Annotated in this window: 18 protein-coding genes; 11 read left to right on the top strand and 7 right to left on the bottom strand. The window is 68.0% G+C overall.

Annotated elements, in window-relative coordinates:
• Positions 1-253: 253 nt before the first annotated feature.
• Genes EV193_RS06700 through EV193_RS06690 form a run of 3 tightly spaced genes read right to left on the bottom strand, consistent with a single transcriptional unit; the run spans position 254 to position 2,091 of the window.
• Positions 254-619, bottom strand: a complete 366-nt coding sequence (locus tag EV193_RS06700; RefSeq protein ID WP_130343131.1) for a VOC family protein — start codon at positions 617-619, stop codon at positions 254-256.
• 12 nt (positions 620-631) lie between these two features.
• Positions 632-1,291 carry a hypothetical protein gene (locus EV193_RS06695; protein WP_130343130.1) on the bottom strand — a complete coding sequence of 220 codons (660 nt, stop codon included), beginning with the start codon at positions 1,289-1,291 and terminating at the stop codon, positions 632-634.
• Entirely contained in the window at positions 1,288-2,091 is an 804-nt protein-coding gene (locus EV193_RS06690; RefSeq protein WP_242613250.1) for an ATP-binding cassette domain-containing protein, read from the bottom strand. Before EV193_RS06690 ends, EV193_RS06695 begins: the two co-directional genes overlap by 4 nt.
• A gap of 211 nt (positions 2,092-2,302) precedes the next feature.
• On the opposite strand from EV193_RS06690, the gene EV193_RS06685 reads away from it, so the two are divergent.
• From EV193_RS06685 to EV193_RS06675, 3 genes are all read left to right on the top strand, one after another.
• Positions 2,303-5,122: an aconitate hydratase gene (locus EV193_RS06685; protein ID WP_130343128.1), complete on the top strand. Its 2,820-nt coding sequence runs from the start codon at positions 2,303-2,305 to the stop codon at positions 5,120-5,122.
• A gap of 291 nt (positions 5,123-5,413) precedes the next feature.
• Positions 5,414-5,989 carry a dihydrofolate reductase family protein gene (locus EV193_RS06680; protein WP_130343127.1) on the top strand — a complete coding sequence of 192 codons (576 nt, stop codon included), beginning with the start codon at positions 5,414-5,416 and terminating at the stop codon, positions 5,987-5,989.
• Positions 5,990-6,011: 22 nt separating this feature from the next.
• Complete coding sequence (locus EV193_RS06675) at positions 6,012-6,791, top strand: maleylpyruvate isomerase family mycothiol-dependent enzyme (RefSeq protein WP_130343126.1); 780 nt, start codon at positions 6,012-6,014, stop codon at positions 6,789-6,791.
• A gap of 7 nt (positions 6,792-6,798) precedes the next feature.
• Here the strand turns inward: EV193_RS06675 and rox are convergent, their stop codons facing one another.
• Positions 6,799-8,226 (bottom strand): rifampin monooxygenase, encoded by a 1,428-nt coding sequence (gene rox, locus EV193_RS06670; protein ID WP_130343125.1) that lies wholly within the window; start codon positions 8,224-8,226, stop codon positions 6,799-6,801.
• 205 nt (positions 8,227-8,431) lie between these two features.
• Between rox and EV193_RS06665 the strand changes: the two genes are divergently transcribed.
• Both EV193_RS06665 and EV193_RS06660 read left to right on the top strand, forming a co-directional pair.
• Entirely contained in the window at positions 8,432-8,830 is a 399-nt protein-coding gene (locus EV193_RS06665) for a hypothetical protein (protein ID WP_130343124.1), read from the top strand.
• Positions 8,831-8,909: 79 nt separating this feature from the next.
• Complete coding sequence (locus EV193_RS06660) at positions 8,910-9,338, top strand: hypothetical protein (RefSeq protein WP_130343123.1); 429 nt, start codon at positions 8,910-8,912, stop codon at positions 9,336-9,338.
• A 58-nt stretch (positions 9,339-9,396) separates the two neighbouring features.
• Here the strand turns inward: EV193_RS06660 and EV193_RS06655 are convergent, their stop codons facing one another.
• Complete coding sequence (locus EV193_RS06655; protein WP_130343122.1) at positions 9,397-9,780, bottom strand: VOC family protein; 384 nt, start codon at positions 9,778-9,780, stop codon at positions 9,397-9,399.
• Between the two features lie 64 nt (positions 9,781-9,844).
• On the opposite strand from EV193_RS06655, the gene EV193_RS06650 reads away from it, so the two are divergent.
• Positions 9,845-10,216 (top strand): PIN domain-containing protein, encoded by a 372-nt coding sequence (locus EV193_RS06650; RefSeq protein WP_242613183.1) that lies wholly within the window; start codon positions 9,845-9,847, stop codon positions 10,214-10,216.
• A gap of 244 nt (positions 10,217-10,460) precedes the next feature.
• Here EV193_RS06650 and EV193_RS06645 read toward each other — a convergent pair whose 3' ends face one another.
• Complete coding sequence (locus EV193_RS06645) at positions 10,461-10,916, bottom strand: hypothetical protein (protein ID WP_130343120.1); 456 nt, start codon at positions 10,914-10,916, stop codon at positions 10,461-10,463.
• A 116-nt stretch (positions 10,917-11,032) separates the two neighbouring features.
• Between EV193_RS06645 and EV193_RS06640 the strand changes: the two genes are divergently transcribed.
• From EV193_RS06640 to EV193_RS06630, 3 genes are read left to right on the top strand one after another with little or no spacing between them, the layout of a single operon-like run.
• Positions 11,033-11,875: a helix-turn-helix domain-containing protein gene (locus EV193_RS06640; protein WP_165401269.1), complete on the top strand. Its 843-nt coding sequence runs from the start codon at positions 11,033-11,035 to the stop codon at positions 11,873-11,875.
• 15 nt (positions 11,876-11,890) lie between these two features.
• Entirely contained in the window at positions 11,891-12,073 is a 183-nt protein-coding gene (locus tag EV193_RS06635; RefSeq protein ID WP_130343118.1) for a DUF397 domain-containing protein, read from the top strand.
• 2 nt (positions 12,074-12,075) lie between these two features.
• Positions 12,076-12,927, top strand: a complete 852-nt coding sequence (locus EV193_RS06630; protein ID WP_130343117.1) for an ADP-ribosylglycohydrolase family protein — start codon at positions 12,076-12,078, stop codon at positions 12,925-12,927.
• Here the strand turns inward: EV193_RS06630 and EV193_RS06625 are convergent.
• Complete coding sequence (locus EV193_RS06625) at positions 12,918-13,862, bottom strand: WD40/YVTN/BNR-like repeat-containing protein (protein WP_130343116.1); 945 nt, start codon at positions 13,860-13,862, stop codon at positions 12,918-12,920. The two genes, EV193_RS06630 and EV193_RS06625, sit on opposite strands and share 10 nt — an antisense overlap.
• A 181-nt stretch (positions 13,863-14,043) precedes the next feature.
• On the opposite strand from EV193_RS06625, the gene EV193_RS06620 reads away from it, so the two are divergent.
• Both EV193_RS06620 and EV193_RS06615 read left to right on the top strand, forming a co-directional pair.
• Positions 14,044-14,688, top strand: a complete 645-nt coding sequence (locus EV193_RS06620; RefSeq protein WP_130343115.1) for a TetR/AcrR family transcriptional regulator — start codon at positions 14,044-14,046, stop codon at positions 14,686-14,688.
• On the top strand, positions 14,685-15,125 hold the full coding sequence (locus EV193_RS06615) for an acyl-CoA thioesterase (protein WP_130343114.1): 441 nt from the start codon (positions 14,685-14,687) through the stop codon (positions 15,123-15,125). Before EV193_RS06620 ends, EV193_RS06615 begins: the two co-directional genes overlap by 4 nt.

Raw genomic sequence — 15,125 nt, 5'->3', positions numbered from 1 at the left:
CGCGATTTACCCACCCCGGATGCACCCGACCTGCCACACGCTGCGAAATTGACCACACCGTTCGGCACGCCGACCTCGGTGACACCTGCCTGTGCAACCTCAACCCACGCTGCGAACGACACAACCTGTGTAAAGAACAACCCGGCTGGCACGTCGAACAACCCCAACCCGACACCGTCATCACCACAAGCCCACTCGGACACGAAACCACAGTCCACGCAGAACCCATCGCCGACCCCGATCCCCCGCCCTTCTAACCGTCGAGGAATTCCAACCGGTTGCCGACCGCGTCGTCGGTGAAGAACCGCCTGCGCCCGGGAATCTCGTCCGGATCGGCCCACCGCACGTCGTGCCCTGCGGCTGTGAGCGCGGCAGCCGTGGCGTCCACGTCGACCACGAACGCCGGGTGTGCCTTGAGCGCCGGGCGGAAGTCCTTCTCCACCCCAACGTGCAGCTCGCCGTCCGGCCCACCGCGACCGGGCACCCGGAACCAGCAGCCGCCCCGTGCCGCGAGTACCGGCGGCTTGGTCAGCTCCGGCCAGCCGAGCACACCCGCGTAGAACGCCCGCAGCTCGGCTTCCGCACCGGCCGGTGCGGAGACCTGAACGTGATGGATCACCGTGATCTCCCGTCAGATTCCGCGTCTGTCGCCGACCGTCGCGGTGATCCACACCGCCGCCGCGACGAGCACAGCGGCCACCGCACCGCAGCCGGCGAGCACGGCGAAGGTGCCGTCCGGCACGCCCTTGTCCGCCTCGGAAAGCTGCCAGACCACCATGCCGACCGGCGGGATCTTGCGCGCGGCGAAGGTCAGCAGCACCACGGCGAGCACCGCGACCGCCGTCCAGCCGAGCCGGTTGATCACCGGCCGCGCGCACACCAGCCCGACCGCGACACCGGCCAGCCCGCACTCGACGTGCGCGGTCAGCCCGATCAGCATCTCCGTCCAACCGTGCCACCGCCGCACCGCCGGCAGCACCGAGCACACCAGCGCGAGCACGAGCACGGCGAACCCGGCGACCAGGGCCACCCCGACCGCCACCCGCCTGCGCCCGCCGGCGGCCGTCACGGTGATCGTGCGCAGCGTGTCGTCCTCGGCGTTGGCGCACACCACGGCGAGCCACGCGCCGACCGGGTACAGCGCGATCGAGGTGATCGAGTACGACGGCAGCGCCGGATCGGGGTTGCCGGTGTGCAGCACGGCGAGCACCGCGAGCTGCAGCAGCGCGGGCGGCAGGTACCGCTGCGAGCGCAGCACGTCGGCGCCGAGGTAGCGGGCGAGCGCGATCACGTCCAGCCCTCCAAGGTCTGCACAGCCCACACCGACGCGCCCCTGCCGAGCGCCTCGGCGAGCAGTGCGTCGCTGTGCTCCGGCTCGGCGCGCAGGTACAGCAGCTCACCATCCCGCCGCGAGCCGATCACACCGTCCACAGTGGACAGATCGTCGTCCAGGTCCGGGGAGCACCACAGCATGACGTCCACGAACTTGGTCGGCTCCAGTTCACTGTTGCCGACCTTGCCCTCGTGCACGCGCAGCGGCCGGACCGGCGCGACCTCGGTGGAATGCCCGCTGTGGTCGGTCACCAGTACGGCGCTTCCGGCCTGGGCGCGTTCGGACAGCAGCGTGCTCATTGTCTGCGCGGCCGACGGGTCCAACCCGGACCACGGCTCGTCGAGCACGAGCGCGGCGCTCTCCGACCCGAGTGCCTGGGCCAAGGCGACCTTCTGCGCGTTTCCCTTGGACAGCACGGAGATCGGCACGTCGATCTCGTCGGAGAAGTCGAGCCGGGCGAGCACGGTCCGCGCGCGTCCGGCCGACTCGCCCCTGATCGCGGCCATGTGTCTCAGATACGCCGACGCGGACAGCCGCACGCCGCCCGGGAACCGCTCCGGCAGGTAGCCGACCCGGCTCGGCACGCCGCTCACCCGGCCGGACGTCGGCCGCAGCAGACCGGCCACGATCTGCAACAACGTCGACTTGCCGGAGCCGTTGCTCCCGGTGAGCACGGTGACCTCGCCGGCAGCGACCGTCAGGTTGACGCCGTCCAGCACGACAGGTCCACCGACGAACCGTTTGCGGACGGCCTCCATGACGATCACGCGCGACACCTTAGCCACGATTGGGTGAACCAACCCCGTCCCAGTCGAAAGTGACGCACACGACCCCACCCTGGCTAAGCAAACAGGACAAGCGTACTGTTTGACTCGCACGGGGCGTTTCTGCGGATCCCAGGCGGGTACGCCAGACTCGTCCCGAGCTGACAGAAGTACCGAACTGATCTTGCCGCCACAGGAGTTGCCCGTGACCGCACCAGCAAGCAAGGACAGCTTCGGCGCCCGCGACACGCTGACCGTCGGCGATGCCTCCTACGAGGTGTTCCGCCTTGATCGCGTCGACGGGGCCGAGCGCCTGCCCTACAGCCTGAAGATCCTTCTGGAAAACCTGCTGCGCACCGAGGACGGCGTGAACATCACCGCCGACCACGTGCGCGCGCTGGCTGGCTGGGATCCGACCGCCGACCCGTCCGTGGAGATCCAGTTCACCCCGGGCCGCGTGGTCATGCAGGACTTCACCGGCGTGCCGTGCATCGTCGACCTGGCCACCATGCGCGAGGCGGTGACCGAGCTGGGCGGCGACCCGGAGAAGGTCAACCCGCTCGCGCCGGCCGAGCTGGTGATCGACCACTCGGTGATCGCCGACATCTTCGGCCGCCCGGACGCCTTCGAGCGCAACGTGGACCTGGAGTACGAGCGCAACAAGGAGCGCTACCAGTTCCTGCGCTGGGGCCAGACCGCGTTCGACGAGTTCGTGGTCGTCCCGCCGGGCACCGGCATCGTGCACCAGGTCAACATCGAGCACCTGGCCCGCGTCGTGATGACCCGCAACGGCCATGCCTACCCGGACACGCTGGTCGGCACCGACTCGCACACCACGATGGTCAACGGCCTCGGCGTGCTCGGCTGGGGCGTCGGCGGCATCGAGGCGGAGGCGGCCATGCTCGGCCAGCCGGTGTCGATGCTGATCCCGAAGGTGGTCGGCTTCAAGCTGCACGGCGAGCTGCCCGCCGGCGCCACCGCCACCGACCTGGTGCTGACGATCACCGAGATGCTGCGCAAGCAGGGCGTGGTCGGCAAGTTCGTGGAGTTCTACGGCTCCGGCGTGCCCGCGGTGCCGCTGGCCAACCGCGCCACGATCGGCAACATGAGCCCCGAGTTCGGCTCCACCGCGGCGATCTTCCCGGTCGACGGCGAGACCATCGAGTACCTCAAGTTCACCGGCCGCTCCGCCGAGCAGGTGGCGCTGGTCGAGGCGTACGCCAAGCAGCAGGGCCTGTGGCACGACCCGGCCATCGAGCCGGTCTACTCCGAGTCGCTGGAGCTGGACCTGGCCACCGTGGTGCCGTCGATCGCCGGCCCGAAGCGCCCGCAGGACCGCATCGCGCTGTCCGACGCGAAGCCCGCTTTCCGTGGCGTGCTGGGAAACTACGTGTCTCACGAGGACAGCCCCGCACTGTCCACTGTGGACGAAGCGTCGGACGAGTCGTTCCCGGCGAGCGACTCCCCCGCGCACGCCGCGTCCGGCAACGGCGACTCCGGCCAGCCGTTCGACTACCACACGGCGGCCGAGGGGTCCGAGGGCCGGCCGAGTAAGCCGACCACGGTCACCCTGGACGGCAACACCTTCGACCTGGACCACGGCGCGGTCGCCATCGCCGCGATCACCAGTTGTACCAACACGTCCAACCCGTCGGTGATGATCGGCGCGGCGCTGCTGGCCAAGAAGGCGGTCGAGCGCGGGCTGGAGCGCAAGCCGTGGGTGAAGACCACGCTGGCGCCCGGCTCGAAGGTGGTCATGGACTACTACGAGCGCTCGGGTTTGTTGCCGTACCTGGAAAAGCTCGGCTTCAACCTGGTCGGCTACGGCTGCACCACGTGCATCGGCAACTCCGGCCCGCTGCAGGACGAGATCTCCGCCGGCGTGCAGGAGGCCGACCTCGCGGTGGTGTCGGTGCTGTCCGGCAACCGGAACTTCGAGGGCCGGATCAACCCGGACGTGAAGATGAACTACCTGGCCTCGCCGCCGCTGGTGGTCGCCTACGCGCTGGCCGGCTCGATGGACAAGGACATCACCACCGAGCCGCTGGGCACCGGGTCTGACGGCAAGCCGGTCTACCTCGACGACATCTGGCCGTCGCCGCAGGAGATCGCGGACGTGATCGCCTCGGCGATGTCGGCCGAGGCGTTCGCGCAGTCCTACTCCGACGTGTTCGCCGGCGACGAGCGCTGGACCTCGCTGCCCACCCCGGAGGGCAAGATCTTCGAGTGGGACGGCGAGTCGACCTACGTGCGCAAGCCTCCGTACTTCGAGGGCATGGCCGCCGATCCGGCTCCGGTCGAGGACGTCTCCGGCGCGAAAGTCCTTGCCCTGCTTGGGGATTCGGTCACCACCGACCACATCTCCCCCGCCGGCGCGATCAAGCAGGACTCGCCGGCCGGGCAGTACCTCACCGAGCACGGCGTGGAGCGCAGGGACTTCAACTCCTACGGCTCGCGGCGCGGCAACCACGAGGTGATGATCCGCGGCACGTTCGCCAACATCCGGCTGCGCAACCTGCTGCTGGACGACGTGCAGGGCGGCTATACCCGCGACTTCACCAAGGGCGGCGAGCAGGCGTTCATCTACGACGCGGCGCAGAACTACGCGGCCGAGGGCACCCCGCTGGTGGTGCTCGGCGGCAAGGAGTACGGCTCCGGCTCGTCGCGTGACTGGGCCGCCAAGGGCACCCGGCTGCTGGGCGTGCGCGCGGTGATCACCGAGTCGTTCGAGCGCATCCACCGGTCGAACCTGATCGGCATGGGCGTGCTGCCGCTGCAGTTCCCGGAGGGGCAGTCGACGTCGTCGCTGGGCCTGGACGGCACCGAGGTCTTCGACGTCACCGGGATCACCGCGTTCAACGAGAGCGACGAGATCCCGCGCACGGTGAGGGTCAAGGCCAGCAAGGAGAATGGCGACACCGTGGAGTTCGACGCCGTGGTGCGCATCGACACCCCGGGCGAGGCGGACTACTACCGCAACGGCGGCATCATGCAGTACGTGCTGCGCAAGATGCTCCGCTCCTGATCGAGCGTCACGAAGGGGCTCCGTCCACTGTGGACGGAGCCCCTTCGGCGCGTCGGGACGTCGTGCCGGTTCATCCAGTACGCACGTTCTGCTGGGTTATTACGCTCCAGGTGCCCGACTTGCCCGGTTCCTCCCGTGCGATCGGCCTCCCGTGCGTACTTTAGCCCGCTAAAGTCCCACTCCAGCCCCGCGAACAGCAGGTGGCGAAACTTCTCGGCGTGAGGTGTCGTATTCGACGATCGCCGTTCGACGCACTGGTGAAACCAGGTAAGACCGACCCGAGGAGCAACCATGCGCACACTGATCGCCACTGCCTTCGTTTCGCTGGACGGCGTCGTCGAGGCACCCGGCGGAGAGCCCGGCTACCGCAGCACCGGCTGGACCTTCAAGGACATCGAGTTCGACCCGGCCGCCTACGAGATCAAGGGCCGCGAGCAGGAGGAGGCCACTGCGATGCTGCTGGGCCGGGTCAGCTACGACGCGTTCTCGCAGGTGTGGCCGAGCATGACCGAGGAGTTCTCCGGGTACAACGCGATGCCGAAGTACGTCGTGTCGACCACGCTGCGGGACAGCGATCTGGTGTCCAACTGGGGCGAGATCACTATTCTTCGTTCACTGGACGACGTCGCCGCGCTCAAGGAGACCGAGGGCGGGCCGATCAGCATCCACGGCAGCGCGACGCTGAACCGAAACCTGTCCGACGCCGGCCTGATCGACCGCTACCACCTGCTGGTCTTCCCCGTCCTGCTCGGCGCCGGCAAGCGGATGTTCAGTGCCACGGACAAGGACAAGCAGAACCTCAGGCTCGTGGAGAGCGAGTCCTACGCCAACGGAATCCAGAAGCTGGTCTACGACGTGGTCCAGTGAGATCAGGGATGGAGGCACAGCGATGGACACGTCCACGTATCTGAACGCTGTTGTGGAACAGACGAGCACGTTGGCCGATTGGGTGAACGGCGGGGATGCGGCGACCCCGGCGCCGACATGTCCAAAGTGGACACTGGCCGATCTTGTCGACCATGTCGGCGCGACACAGCGCATGGTGGCGATGCTCGTGGGTGAGCGGATGACCGAGCCGAGCAGCGCGTTCGCCGGCTACGTTCCGGCTCCGACCGATTCGGCCCAGTGGGGCGCGTGGCTGACCGGCACCGCGGCCGAGGCGAAGCAGGCGTTCGAATCGGTCGCCGATGACACGCCGGTGTGGGATCCGTCCGGCGCCGCGGCGGGCGTGCCGTTCTGGTCACGTCGGCTGTTCGGCGAGGTTTGCGTGCATCGCGCGGACGCGGCCGCGGCGCTCGGCGTGCGGTACGAGCTGGCGCCGGAACACGCCGTCGGGGCCATCGAGGACTGGCTGGACACGATGACGTCACGCGGCTACTGGGAGAACAGGCCGGACTTCGCCGATGCGATGCGCGGCGGCGGCCAGACCCTGCATTTCCACGCGACCGACGCGCCCGGGGAGTGGCTGGCACGCCGGGAACCGGACATGGTCGTCCTGGAACGCGCGCACACCAAGGCGGACGTCGCGGTGCGAGGCCCAGCCGCCGAACTACTGCTCGTGCTCAGCCGGCGTCGCCCGCTGGATGCGGCTCCTACGCTGGAAATCCACGGGGATCGGGCACTGCTCGACCACTGGATCGCACACATGGACTGGGTCACCGACGCCTGACCCGCGCTCAGTTGGCGGGCGTGCCGAACCAGCGGGTGAGGTGGTCGTTCAGGTCCTGCTGGTGCTCGCCGATCCAGGCGACGTATCCGTCGGGGCGCAGCAGGACGGCCGGAACATCCAGTGCCGCAACGGGATCCGCGAGATAATCGACTCGGTCCGACCAGCCCTCGACGGTCAGACGTTCGGTGCGGTCGAGTACCAGGCCGCGGCCCTGATGTAGTCGGTCGTAGAGGTGGCCCTGTTTCAGGTCGATGTCGCGCAGGCGGCGGCCGAGCAGATCGGGGCCTTCGCCGAAGTCGTAGCGGATGCCGATCGCGGTGATCTTCTCGATCAGGTGTCGGTTCACCTCGTCGAAGTCCATCAGTTCGGTGAGCAGCCTGCGCACGGCCTGCGGGCCCGGTTCGGTGGACCCCAGTGCCACTTGGGCACGGGTGTTGTTCAGTACGTCTTCGGCGACCGGATGACGTTCGGTCTGGTAGGTGTCCAGCAGTGTTTCCGGCGCCCAGCCGCAGATCTGTGCGGCCAGTTTCCAGCCGAGGTTGAATGCGTCCTGAACGCCCAGGTTGAGGCCCTGACCGCCGGCGGGCGGGTGAATGTGCGCCGCGTCGCCGGCCAGCAGCACCCGCCCGACCCGATAACGTTCGGCCAGCCGGGTGGCATCGCCGAAACGGGACAACCAGCGCGGGGAATGCGCGCCGAAATCGGTTCCGGCGATGGCGCGCAACTGTTGCCTGAAATCCTCGAGGGTGGGCTGCTCCGCGCGGTCGCTGACTCCCGCGGCGGGGACCACGACGCTGTAGACCCCTTCGCCGAAGGGCCGGAGCAAGAATTGCTGATGTGTCTCGCGGATTTCGGTCACCTTGGCGGCGATCTCCTCCTGCGGCACACTCATTTCCATTTCACCCATCAGCGTGTCGTTCCGCGAGGGCTCGCCAGGGAAGCCGACACCGAGCAGCTTGCGCACCGTACTGCGCGCGCCGTCACAGCCGACGAGGTAACGCGACCGTAGCCGTTCGCCGTCGGCCAGCTCGACGGTCACACCCTGGTCGTCCTGCTCGAAACCGGCCACCGCGCGACCGCGCCGGACCTGCGCGCCCAGTTCGATCGCGTGTTCTTCGAGCAGACGATCGATGACCGGCTGCGGGATGCCAAGCAAGTAGGTGTACGCGGAATCCAGGCCCTCCGGCGCGGGCTTGGGGATGGCGGCGAAGATACCGCCGACCGGACGCTGCCTTCCGCGTTCGAGAAAACGACCCAGCAGTCCGCGCATCGCCATCAGCTCGATACTGCGAATATGCAGACTCACAATGCGAACGAACGACGACACAGGCTCGGGTTCCTTCTCCAGAACGAGTACCCGCACATCGTGCAGCCGCAGTTCGGCGGCCAGCATCGCCCCTGTCGGCCCGCACCCGGCAATGATCACATCGAACATGAACCACCCATTCGGCTCGCTGATTCCGGATTTCCACAGATCCTGGCATCGGCGGCCGATTGTGCGGCACCCCCGAGCCCTACCGCAAGCGATATACGTTGAAAGGGGGCAGTTCCCCGAACCGTGAATGTGGCGAAACCACTCCATCGGGTGATCGTCGAACATATGTTCGACCGGCCTGGCGCACCTCCGGTAAGGTAGCCGCATGGCGAAGTCAAAGGATCTCGAGCCGCGCGTCACCGCGCTCGAAGACAAGGTGGACGAGTTGTCCAAGCAGGTGCGCACGTCGCAGCACGACGCGGCGGCAGCACGCGTGCTCGCCGGCGGCGCCGACCGCGATGTCGCGGAGATCCGCACGGAGATCCGCGACTTCCGGAAGGCCACCACCGCGAGCTTCAACGCGATGCGTGAAGACATGACCGACTTTCGTCGAGATGTCGAAGTACGGTTCGGTCAGGTGGACCAGGGCTTCGCGGAGATGCGCGGCAAGCTCGACGCCACGGCGGCCGGGCAGCAGCAGATCGTCACGCTTCTGGACACGCTGATCGCCCACGAGAAGGACAAGCCCGACACCGGATCAGCGGACTCCTCGAAATTCGATTGAACCGAAAGGCGCCACCACACGTATCCCCTGTCGACGGGCAATCACAGCGATTCCCGCGCACGAACTGGGGAGTGAATCAATGACGGACATCACCAGTATCGAGTTAAACTTGGAGACCGGCGAACTGGACGACGCCGGCACGGACGGTGACGTCTACCTCGGCATCTGCGGCCGTGAATTCTTCGCCGACACGTCGGGCGACGACTACGAGAAGGGATCGTCGAACAAGTACGTCTTCGGCTCCGGCGCGAACGTCAACAACGCCGACATCAACGACCCGCGTGAGCAGCGGCTACAGGTGGAGTATGCCGACCTGTTCCCGGTGTACCTGCGGTTCGAGCCACAGAACAGGGACGATCGGTGGCGGCTGCAGCGCGCCGTCGTCACGTTCAACGGAAACCTTTTCCCGATGTACGACACCAATGAGACGATCCCGTTGAGTATCGGCATCTGGATGGGCACGCATCCCGGACAGTTCGTCTTCATTCGGAAGCACCAGCCCGGCTGATCACACCCTCACGAATTGCTCCGTCTCACCGCGGACGGAGCAATTCGTGCTGCCCGAACTACTCGCCACCCGCGAGCCCGATCAGGTTTCCTTCGGGATCGGTGAAATGCGCGACGACAAGCCCGGACGGCGCCTTCGCCGGGCCCATGACGCGTGTCCCGCCGAGGCTTTCCGCCTTGCTCAACGCCTCGGACACGCTGGGCACGCCGACGTAGAACAGCGACCGTGGCCCGTAGCCGGCGCCGCCCGCCACTCCCCCGGGAATGCCGACGCCACCGGTGGATTTCTCGTGGTCCACGAACCCGTAGTCGTTCGGCTCGGAGACCTCCTCGGCCACCGCCCCGCTGGTGTCGAACTCCCAGCCGAACAGGTCGCCGTAGTAGCCGCGCAGCCCGGCGGGGTCGTGGCCGATGATCTCGAAGTGCACGACCGGGTGTCCCATATTCCGTCCTCTCCTCGATGTCGTCTCGATGTGTAGACAGCCCGGCCCGCCTAAAGTCATCGGTGTGACGCTGGTGATCGTGGACGCGGCGAACGTCGTCGGCTCGGTGCCGGACGGCTGGTGGCGCGACCGGGCCGGCGCCACCGCACGCCTGCGCGACCGGCTGCCTGGGGACCTACGGCTTCCCGAGGTGCCGAAGCCGTGGCGGATCGTCATGGTGGTCGAAGGCGCGGCTCGCGGAGTTCACGGCTCGGACGACGTGGAAACCGTTGCGGCACAAGGAGAAGGCGACGACACGATCGTCGAGCTGGTGCGCGCCGCCGGCGAGCCGTGCGTCGTGGTGACCGCCGATCGCGGACTCCGCGCCCGCGTCACCGACCTGGGCGCGACGGTGGTCGGACCGAGTGCCGCCCGGAGATCAACCGGTACGCACTGAGGCCCGCATGGCCGAGCGACAGCGGGCCGAGGATCCAGAACGCGAGTGCCGCCAGCCATGGCGACGGCCGATCGGTCGTGTAGACGAACGCGAACACCGTGACCGTGCCGCCGACCCAGAACGCTCCGAAGGTCGCCCACCCGCGTACCCGAACGCTGAACCGCCGCCGGCCGCCGACGAGCCCCCACAGAGTGCACAGGCCACCGGCGCTCCCCATTTCGCACGGCGGGCACCGTATCAGCGCTCAGCGCACGCTATCCCGCGCTTCGGCGAGGGTGTCGACGAGTTCCAGGATGCGCTCGCCGCGAAAGACGGCCTGGACGATCACCCCGCCGGGCAGCTTCTCGGACAGCACCAGGGCATTGCGGACCGAAGGTGCCAGCCGCAGTTCGCGCGGGCCGTGCAGGTGGTGCACGACGGGCACGCGGCACTCCTCCCCCTCCTCCGCCGCCGTGGCGAGGGCGGCCACCGCACCATGATCGAGCGCCACCGAGTAGGTGTCGACGGCCGCAGGATGCACGATCAGGTGATGTCGGTCCATGGTCAGATCGAACAGAACCGTGCACCGGCCGTTCCCGTGGACGTCGTCCGCGACGATCACCCAACGGCGTGCGAACCGCACCCAGCCGTTGTTCAGATTCGCTTTGACAGCAAGCAAAGCAGCGCGTTCGTCGCGACCGTCTTTCTTCACGTCGTACAAGTGTCCACATGCGCCTCACAGCGCGTCGGGAGCGGACCGCGCGCGCCGTATGCAATTCCACATCGCCGACAGCACACCGCATACTTGTAGCCATTCGTGCACCGGAGGTGACAACTGTGGGGACCGGAGCCGGCCCGACGCTGCTCAAACGCCAGCTCGGCAGGAGGTTGAGGCATCTACGCGAAGCAGCGAACATCACCCGAGCGCAAGCCGCCAAGAAGCTGATCAAGCACAAGAGCACGATCACCCGCATCGAGAAGGGTGACGTGGCTGCCGACGTGCACCTCGTCAAGTCCGCTATGGACTTGTACGACGTGTGGGACGAGAAGCTCATCGATCTGGCCATCGGCGCCGCCAAGCCCGGCTGGTGGGTTCGGTACGGCGTTCGCGGTGGCGGCTTCGTCGGGTTCGAGAGTGATGCGGACCAGACGCGAGAACTGACGCTGCTCTATGTCACCGGGCTCCTGCAGACCGAGGCATACATGCGCGCGAGCTTTGCCGGCGGGCAGCGTCGAAGCGCGGAGCAGTTGGAGAAGGACATCGGTCTTCGGCTGCATCGCCAACGTCGTCTCACCGACCTGGAAGACCCACTCGAGCTGATCGCCTTGATCGACGAATCGGCGCTGCGCAAGTCCATCGGCGGCCGGGAGGTCATGCGGGACCAGCTCCGCTACCTGGCGGAACGAGCCACGTTGAGCACCGTCACGATGCAGATCGTGCCCAACTCCGCTGGGCAGCATCCCGGCATGGATGGCCCGTTCACGATCCTGCGCTTTCCGGAGGACGAGGACCCGGACGTGGTGTACGTGCCACACCAGCGCGGCGGAATGCATGTCGAGAAACCAGAAGAGGTGCAGGAGACTACAGTGACGTTCGACCAGGTGCGGTCGATGGCACTGAGCCCAGAGGACTCAATAGCGTTCGTCGAGCGCCTGGCCGAGGAGCTGTACTCGGCATGACAAGGCGGTACGTGAGTGTTCAGCAGCGCGATCTGGCGGAAGAGCAGCTACAGCGGCACCCATGAAGAAGACACCTGCGTCGAGGTCGCTTTCGTGGCCGACTCCATCGGGGTGCGCGACTCCAAGAACCGGGGCGGCCGCGCGCTCGTGTTCAGTGACCCAGCCTGGAAGTCGTTGCAGCACAACATGATCCACTGAGTATGCTGGTCGAACTGGCGGTCGGTGACGCGTACGGCGGCGGCTTCGAGTACGCCTCGCCCGAGTTCGTCGCGGCACACAACGATCTCTCCTCCTACGTCCAGCATCCGCGCCACACCGACCTCGAGTACGGCTCCTACACCGACGACACCCAGATGACCATCGCGATCGCGGAGGTCCTGGTGTCCGGCAAGCCGTGGACACGCGACGTGCTCGCCGACGCCTTCGTCGCCACCTACCACCGCGACCGGCGCGCCGGATACGCGAGCGGGTTCCAGCGCCTGCTCACCGAGGTCACCGACGGCGCCGACCTGCTCGACCGCATCCGGCCGCACAGCGACAAGAGCGGCGCGGCCATGCGCGCCGGCCCGATCGGTTTGCTGCCAACGGTTTCCGCCGTCCTGGAACACGCCTGCGTCCAGGCGCGCATCACCCACGACACACCCGGCGGCGTCGAGTCCGCGCGGGCCGCCGCGCTGGCGGTGCACTACTGCCACTTCGATCTCGGGCCGGTCGGCGAGATCGGCCACTGGATCGATGATCAGCTCCACACGACTGCGTGGGCCGAGCCGTGGCACGGCAAGGTCGGCGCACAGGGCGCGATGAGCACGCGCGCCGCGCTCACCGCGATCGCGGCCGGCGGCGGGCTCGCCGAGATCCTGCACAGGTCCGTGGCGTTCACCGGCGATGTGGACACCGTGGCAACGATCGCGCTGGGCGCCGCGTCCCGCTCACCGAGGATCACCCAGGACCTGCCAGCGCAGCTGGTACACGGCCTGGAGGACGGCACCTACGGCCGGCGCTACCTGGAGGATCTCGACACGCGCCTGTTCGCCGCGATCCCTCAGCCGTAGCGCAGGATGCGCGGCACGATCGGCTCGTAGCCGGCATCCCCGAACGACCACACCGTCGCCGTGCCCGGCACGGTCGACAGCCGGAACCAGTACGACCGCGACTCCCCCGGCACGGTCGGCTCGGCGTACTTGATCAGCTTGGCGCCGTCCCAGCGCAGTAGGCCGTCGTCCGGGATCAACTTCGACCCGTCGTTCGGGTCACGGCTCTGCGGGTAGAACATGCCAGCCCAGCCGAGACCACCGGATGCGTTGGGCGCCAACGAGATCACCGAACCAAAGTCCGGCGGGACGGCGACGTGGTTCCAGTGCTGACCGTCCCACTTCGCCAGCAGCGGCGGCCTCGGCGTGCCCGGCGGCGGTGGCCAGAAGTACTTGCCCATGCCACCGATCCAGACCTCGGTCGGTGACACTGCGAGCACGTCGTGCGCCCACGATCCGGGGACGCCCGTGGATGGCAACGCCCGCCAGGTCGTGCCGTTCCAGTGTGCCGCCGTCACGCCCTGGTCGGTCGTCCCGGACACCCACACGTTGTTCGGCCCATGGACACGGATCCCGTCGAGCCCGAGGGGCGGCGCCGGAATGTCGCGCCAGGTTTCGCCGTCGCGGCGCAGCAGCACCCGGTCGTCGCCCCGCTGACCGGACAGCCACAACTCTCCGCCGCCGGCCACCACGTCGGACGGGTACGCCATGCCCGGCGGGCGGGCCACCTCCGTCCACGTCCTGCCGTCCCAGCGCAACAGGTGACTGGGCGCGTCGTAGTCGCCGTCGTCGCTGACCGCCCAGGCCTGGGTCGGCGACACCGACGCGAGCGAGCGCACGTTGCCTTCCCAGGTGATCCCGGGCAGTGGGTCGCGGCGCCAGGTCGAACCATCCCATCGGGCGATCAGCGGGTAGTGAGGGGTGTCCCAGCGCTCCCCACCGAGCCGAACATCCACGACTGGGTGTTGTTGACGGCGGTCCCGCCGAGCACCTCCACCCAGCCGCCGAGGCCGGCCGGGCCGGGCACGTGCTGCCAACCGTCCGCGGCCGCAGCCGACAACCCATAACCACCCCTGGTCGCGCCGGCGGTACAAAAAGTACGACCGGTCGGTCGTATTGTTGTGTACTGTGGATGGCGTGCGAACGGAACGAACCGACGGGCGGCTGGCCCGAGGGCGGCGCACCCGCGAGGTGGTGCTGGACGCCGCGATCGCCCGCGCGTCGGTCGACGGGCTGGCCGGCCTGTCACTCGGCCAGCTCGCCGACAGTCTCGGCGTGAGCAAGTCCGGCCTGTTCAGCCACTGGCCGGACAAGGAGGCGCTGCAGCTCGCCGCGATCGACCATGCCCGTGCGCAGTGGACCGACCTGATCTCCCGCCCAGCGGTGCGCGCGCCGCGCGGCGTGCGCCGGCTGTTTGCCCTGCACGAGGCGCGGCTTTCCTTCTACGCCAGCGAGATCCTGCCCGGCGGCTGCTTCTTCCACGCCGTGCAGGCCGACTTCGACGACAAGCCGGGGCCGGTCAACACCCGCATCGCCGAGGCGAAGAGCGACTGGCTGGCGTTCATCGCCTCGCTCGCCGCGAAGGCCGTCGAACTGGGCGAACTGCGCGCCGACACCGATCCCGAGCAACTCGCCTTCGAGATCGAGGCGCTCGGCCAATGCGTGATCGCGCACTCCCGCCTGGTCGACGACGACTCCGCCTACACCCGATCCCGGCTCGCCGTGCTGCACCGGCTGCGCGAGCTCGCCACCGATCCATCGATCCTCCCGGAGGAACAGTGACCACGACCGTCGAATTCGGGACCCTGCAACGGGTTCAAGTGCACTTCGACGACCTCGACGCGATGGGCATCGTGCACAACGCCCGGTACGGCGTGCTGGTCGAGCGGGCGCTGTCCACGTACTGGCTGAGCCAGGGCTGGACGTTCAACCCCGCCACCTCGATCTTCCCGAATGACCAGATGCTCGCCGTCCGCGAGGTCACGATCAGCTACCACACGCCGATCTCCACGATGGACGACCTCGAGGTGCACCTGTGGGTCGAGCACCTCGGCCGCACCAGCATCCGCTACGGCGCGCGGGTGCTGTCCGCCGATCATTCCGTGCTGCACGCCGAGGCGGCGCGCACGCAGGTCAAGATCGACCCGCACACGCGCCGCTCGGCGCCGTTGAGCCCGGAGTTCCGCGCGGCGGCGGAGCGACTCATGCCGCCGCGCTAG

The sequence above is a fragment of the Herbihabitans rhizosphaerae genome (assembly GCF_004216555.1).
In the GTDB taxonomy this organism is placed as follows: Bacteria; Actinomycetota; Actinomycetes; order Mycobacteriales; family Pseudonocardiaceae; genus Herbihabitans; species Herbihabitans rhizosphaerae.
The sequence above is the reverse complement of the archived record's forward strand: the minus strand, read 5'-3'. Positions and strand labels throughout refer to the sequence as shown.

Excerpts from the sequence above, each read along its gene's own strand:
- EV193_RS06690 (WP_242613250.1), bottom strand. The coding sequence starts at position 2,091 with ATGGAGGCCGTCCGCAAACGGTTCGTCGGTGGACCTGTCGTGCTGGAC.
- EV193_RS06680 (WP_130343127.1), top strand. The coding sequence starts at position 5,414 with ATGCGCACACTGATCGCCACTGCCTTCGTTTCGCTGGACGGCGTCGTC.
- EV193_RS06675 (WP_130343126.1), top strand. The coding sequence starts at position 6,012 with ATGGACACGTCCACGTATCTGAACGCTGTTGTGGAACAGACGAGCACG.
- rox (WP_130343125.1), bottom strand. The coding sequence starts at position 8,226 with ATGTTCGATGTGATCATTGCCGGGTGCGGGCCGACAGGGGCGATGCTG.
- EV193_RS06665 (WP_130343124.1), top strand. The coding sequence starts at position 8,432 with ATGGCGAAGTCAAAGGATCTCGAGCCGCGCGTCACCGCGCTCGAAGAC.
- EV193_RS06660 (WP_130343123.1), top strand. The coding sequence starts at position 8,910 with ATGACGGACATCACCAGTATCGAGTTAAACTTGGAGACCGGCGAACTG.
- EV193_RS06655 (WP_130343122.1), bottom strand. The coding sequence starts at position 9,780 with ATGGGACACCCGGTCGTGCACTTCGAGATCATCGGCCACGACCCCGCC.
- EV193_RS06630 (WP_130343117.1), top strand. The coding sequence starts at position 12,076 with ATGCTGGTCGAACTGGCGGTCGGTGACGCGTACGGCGGCGGCTTCGAG.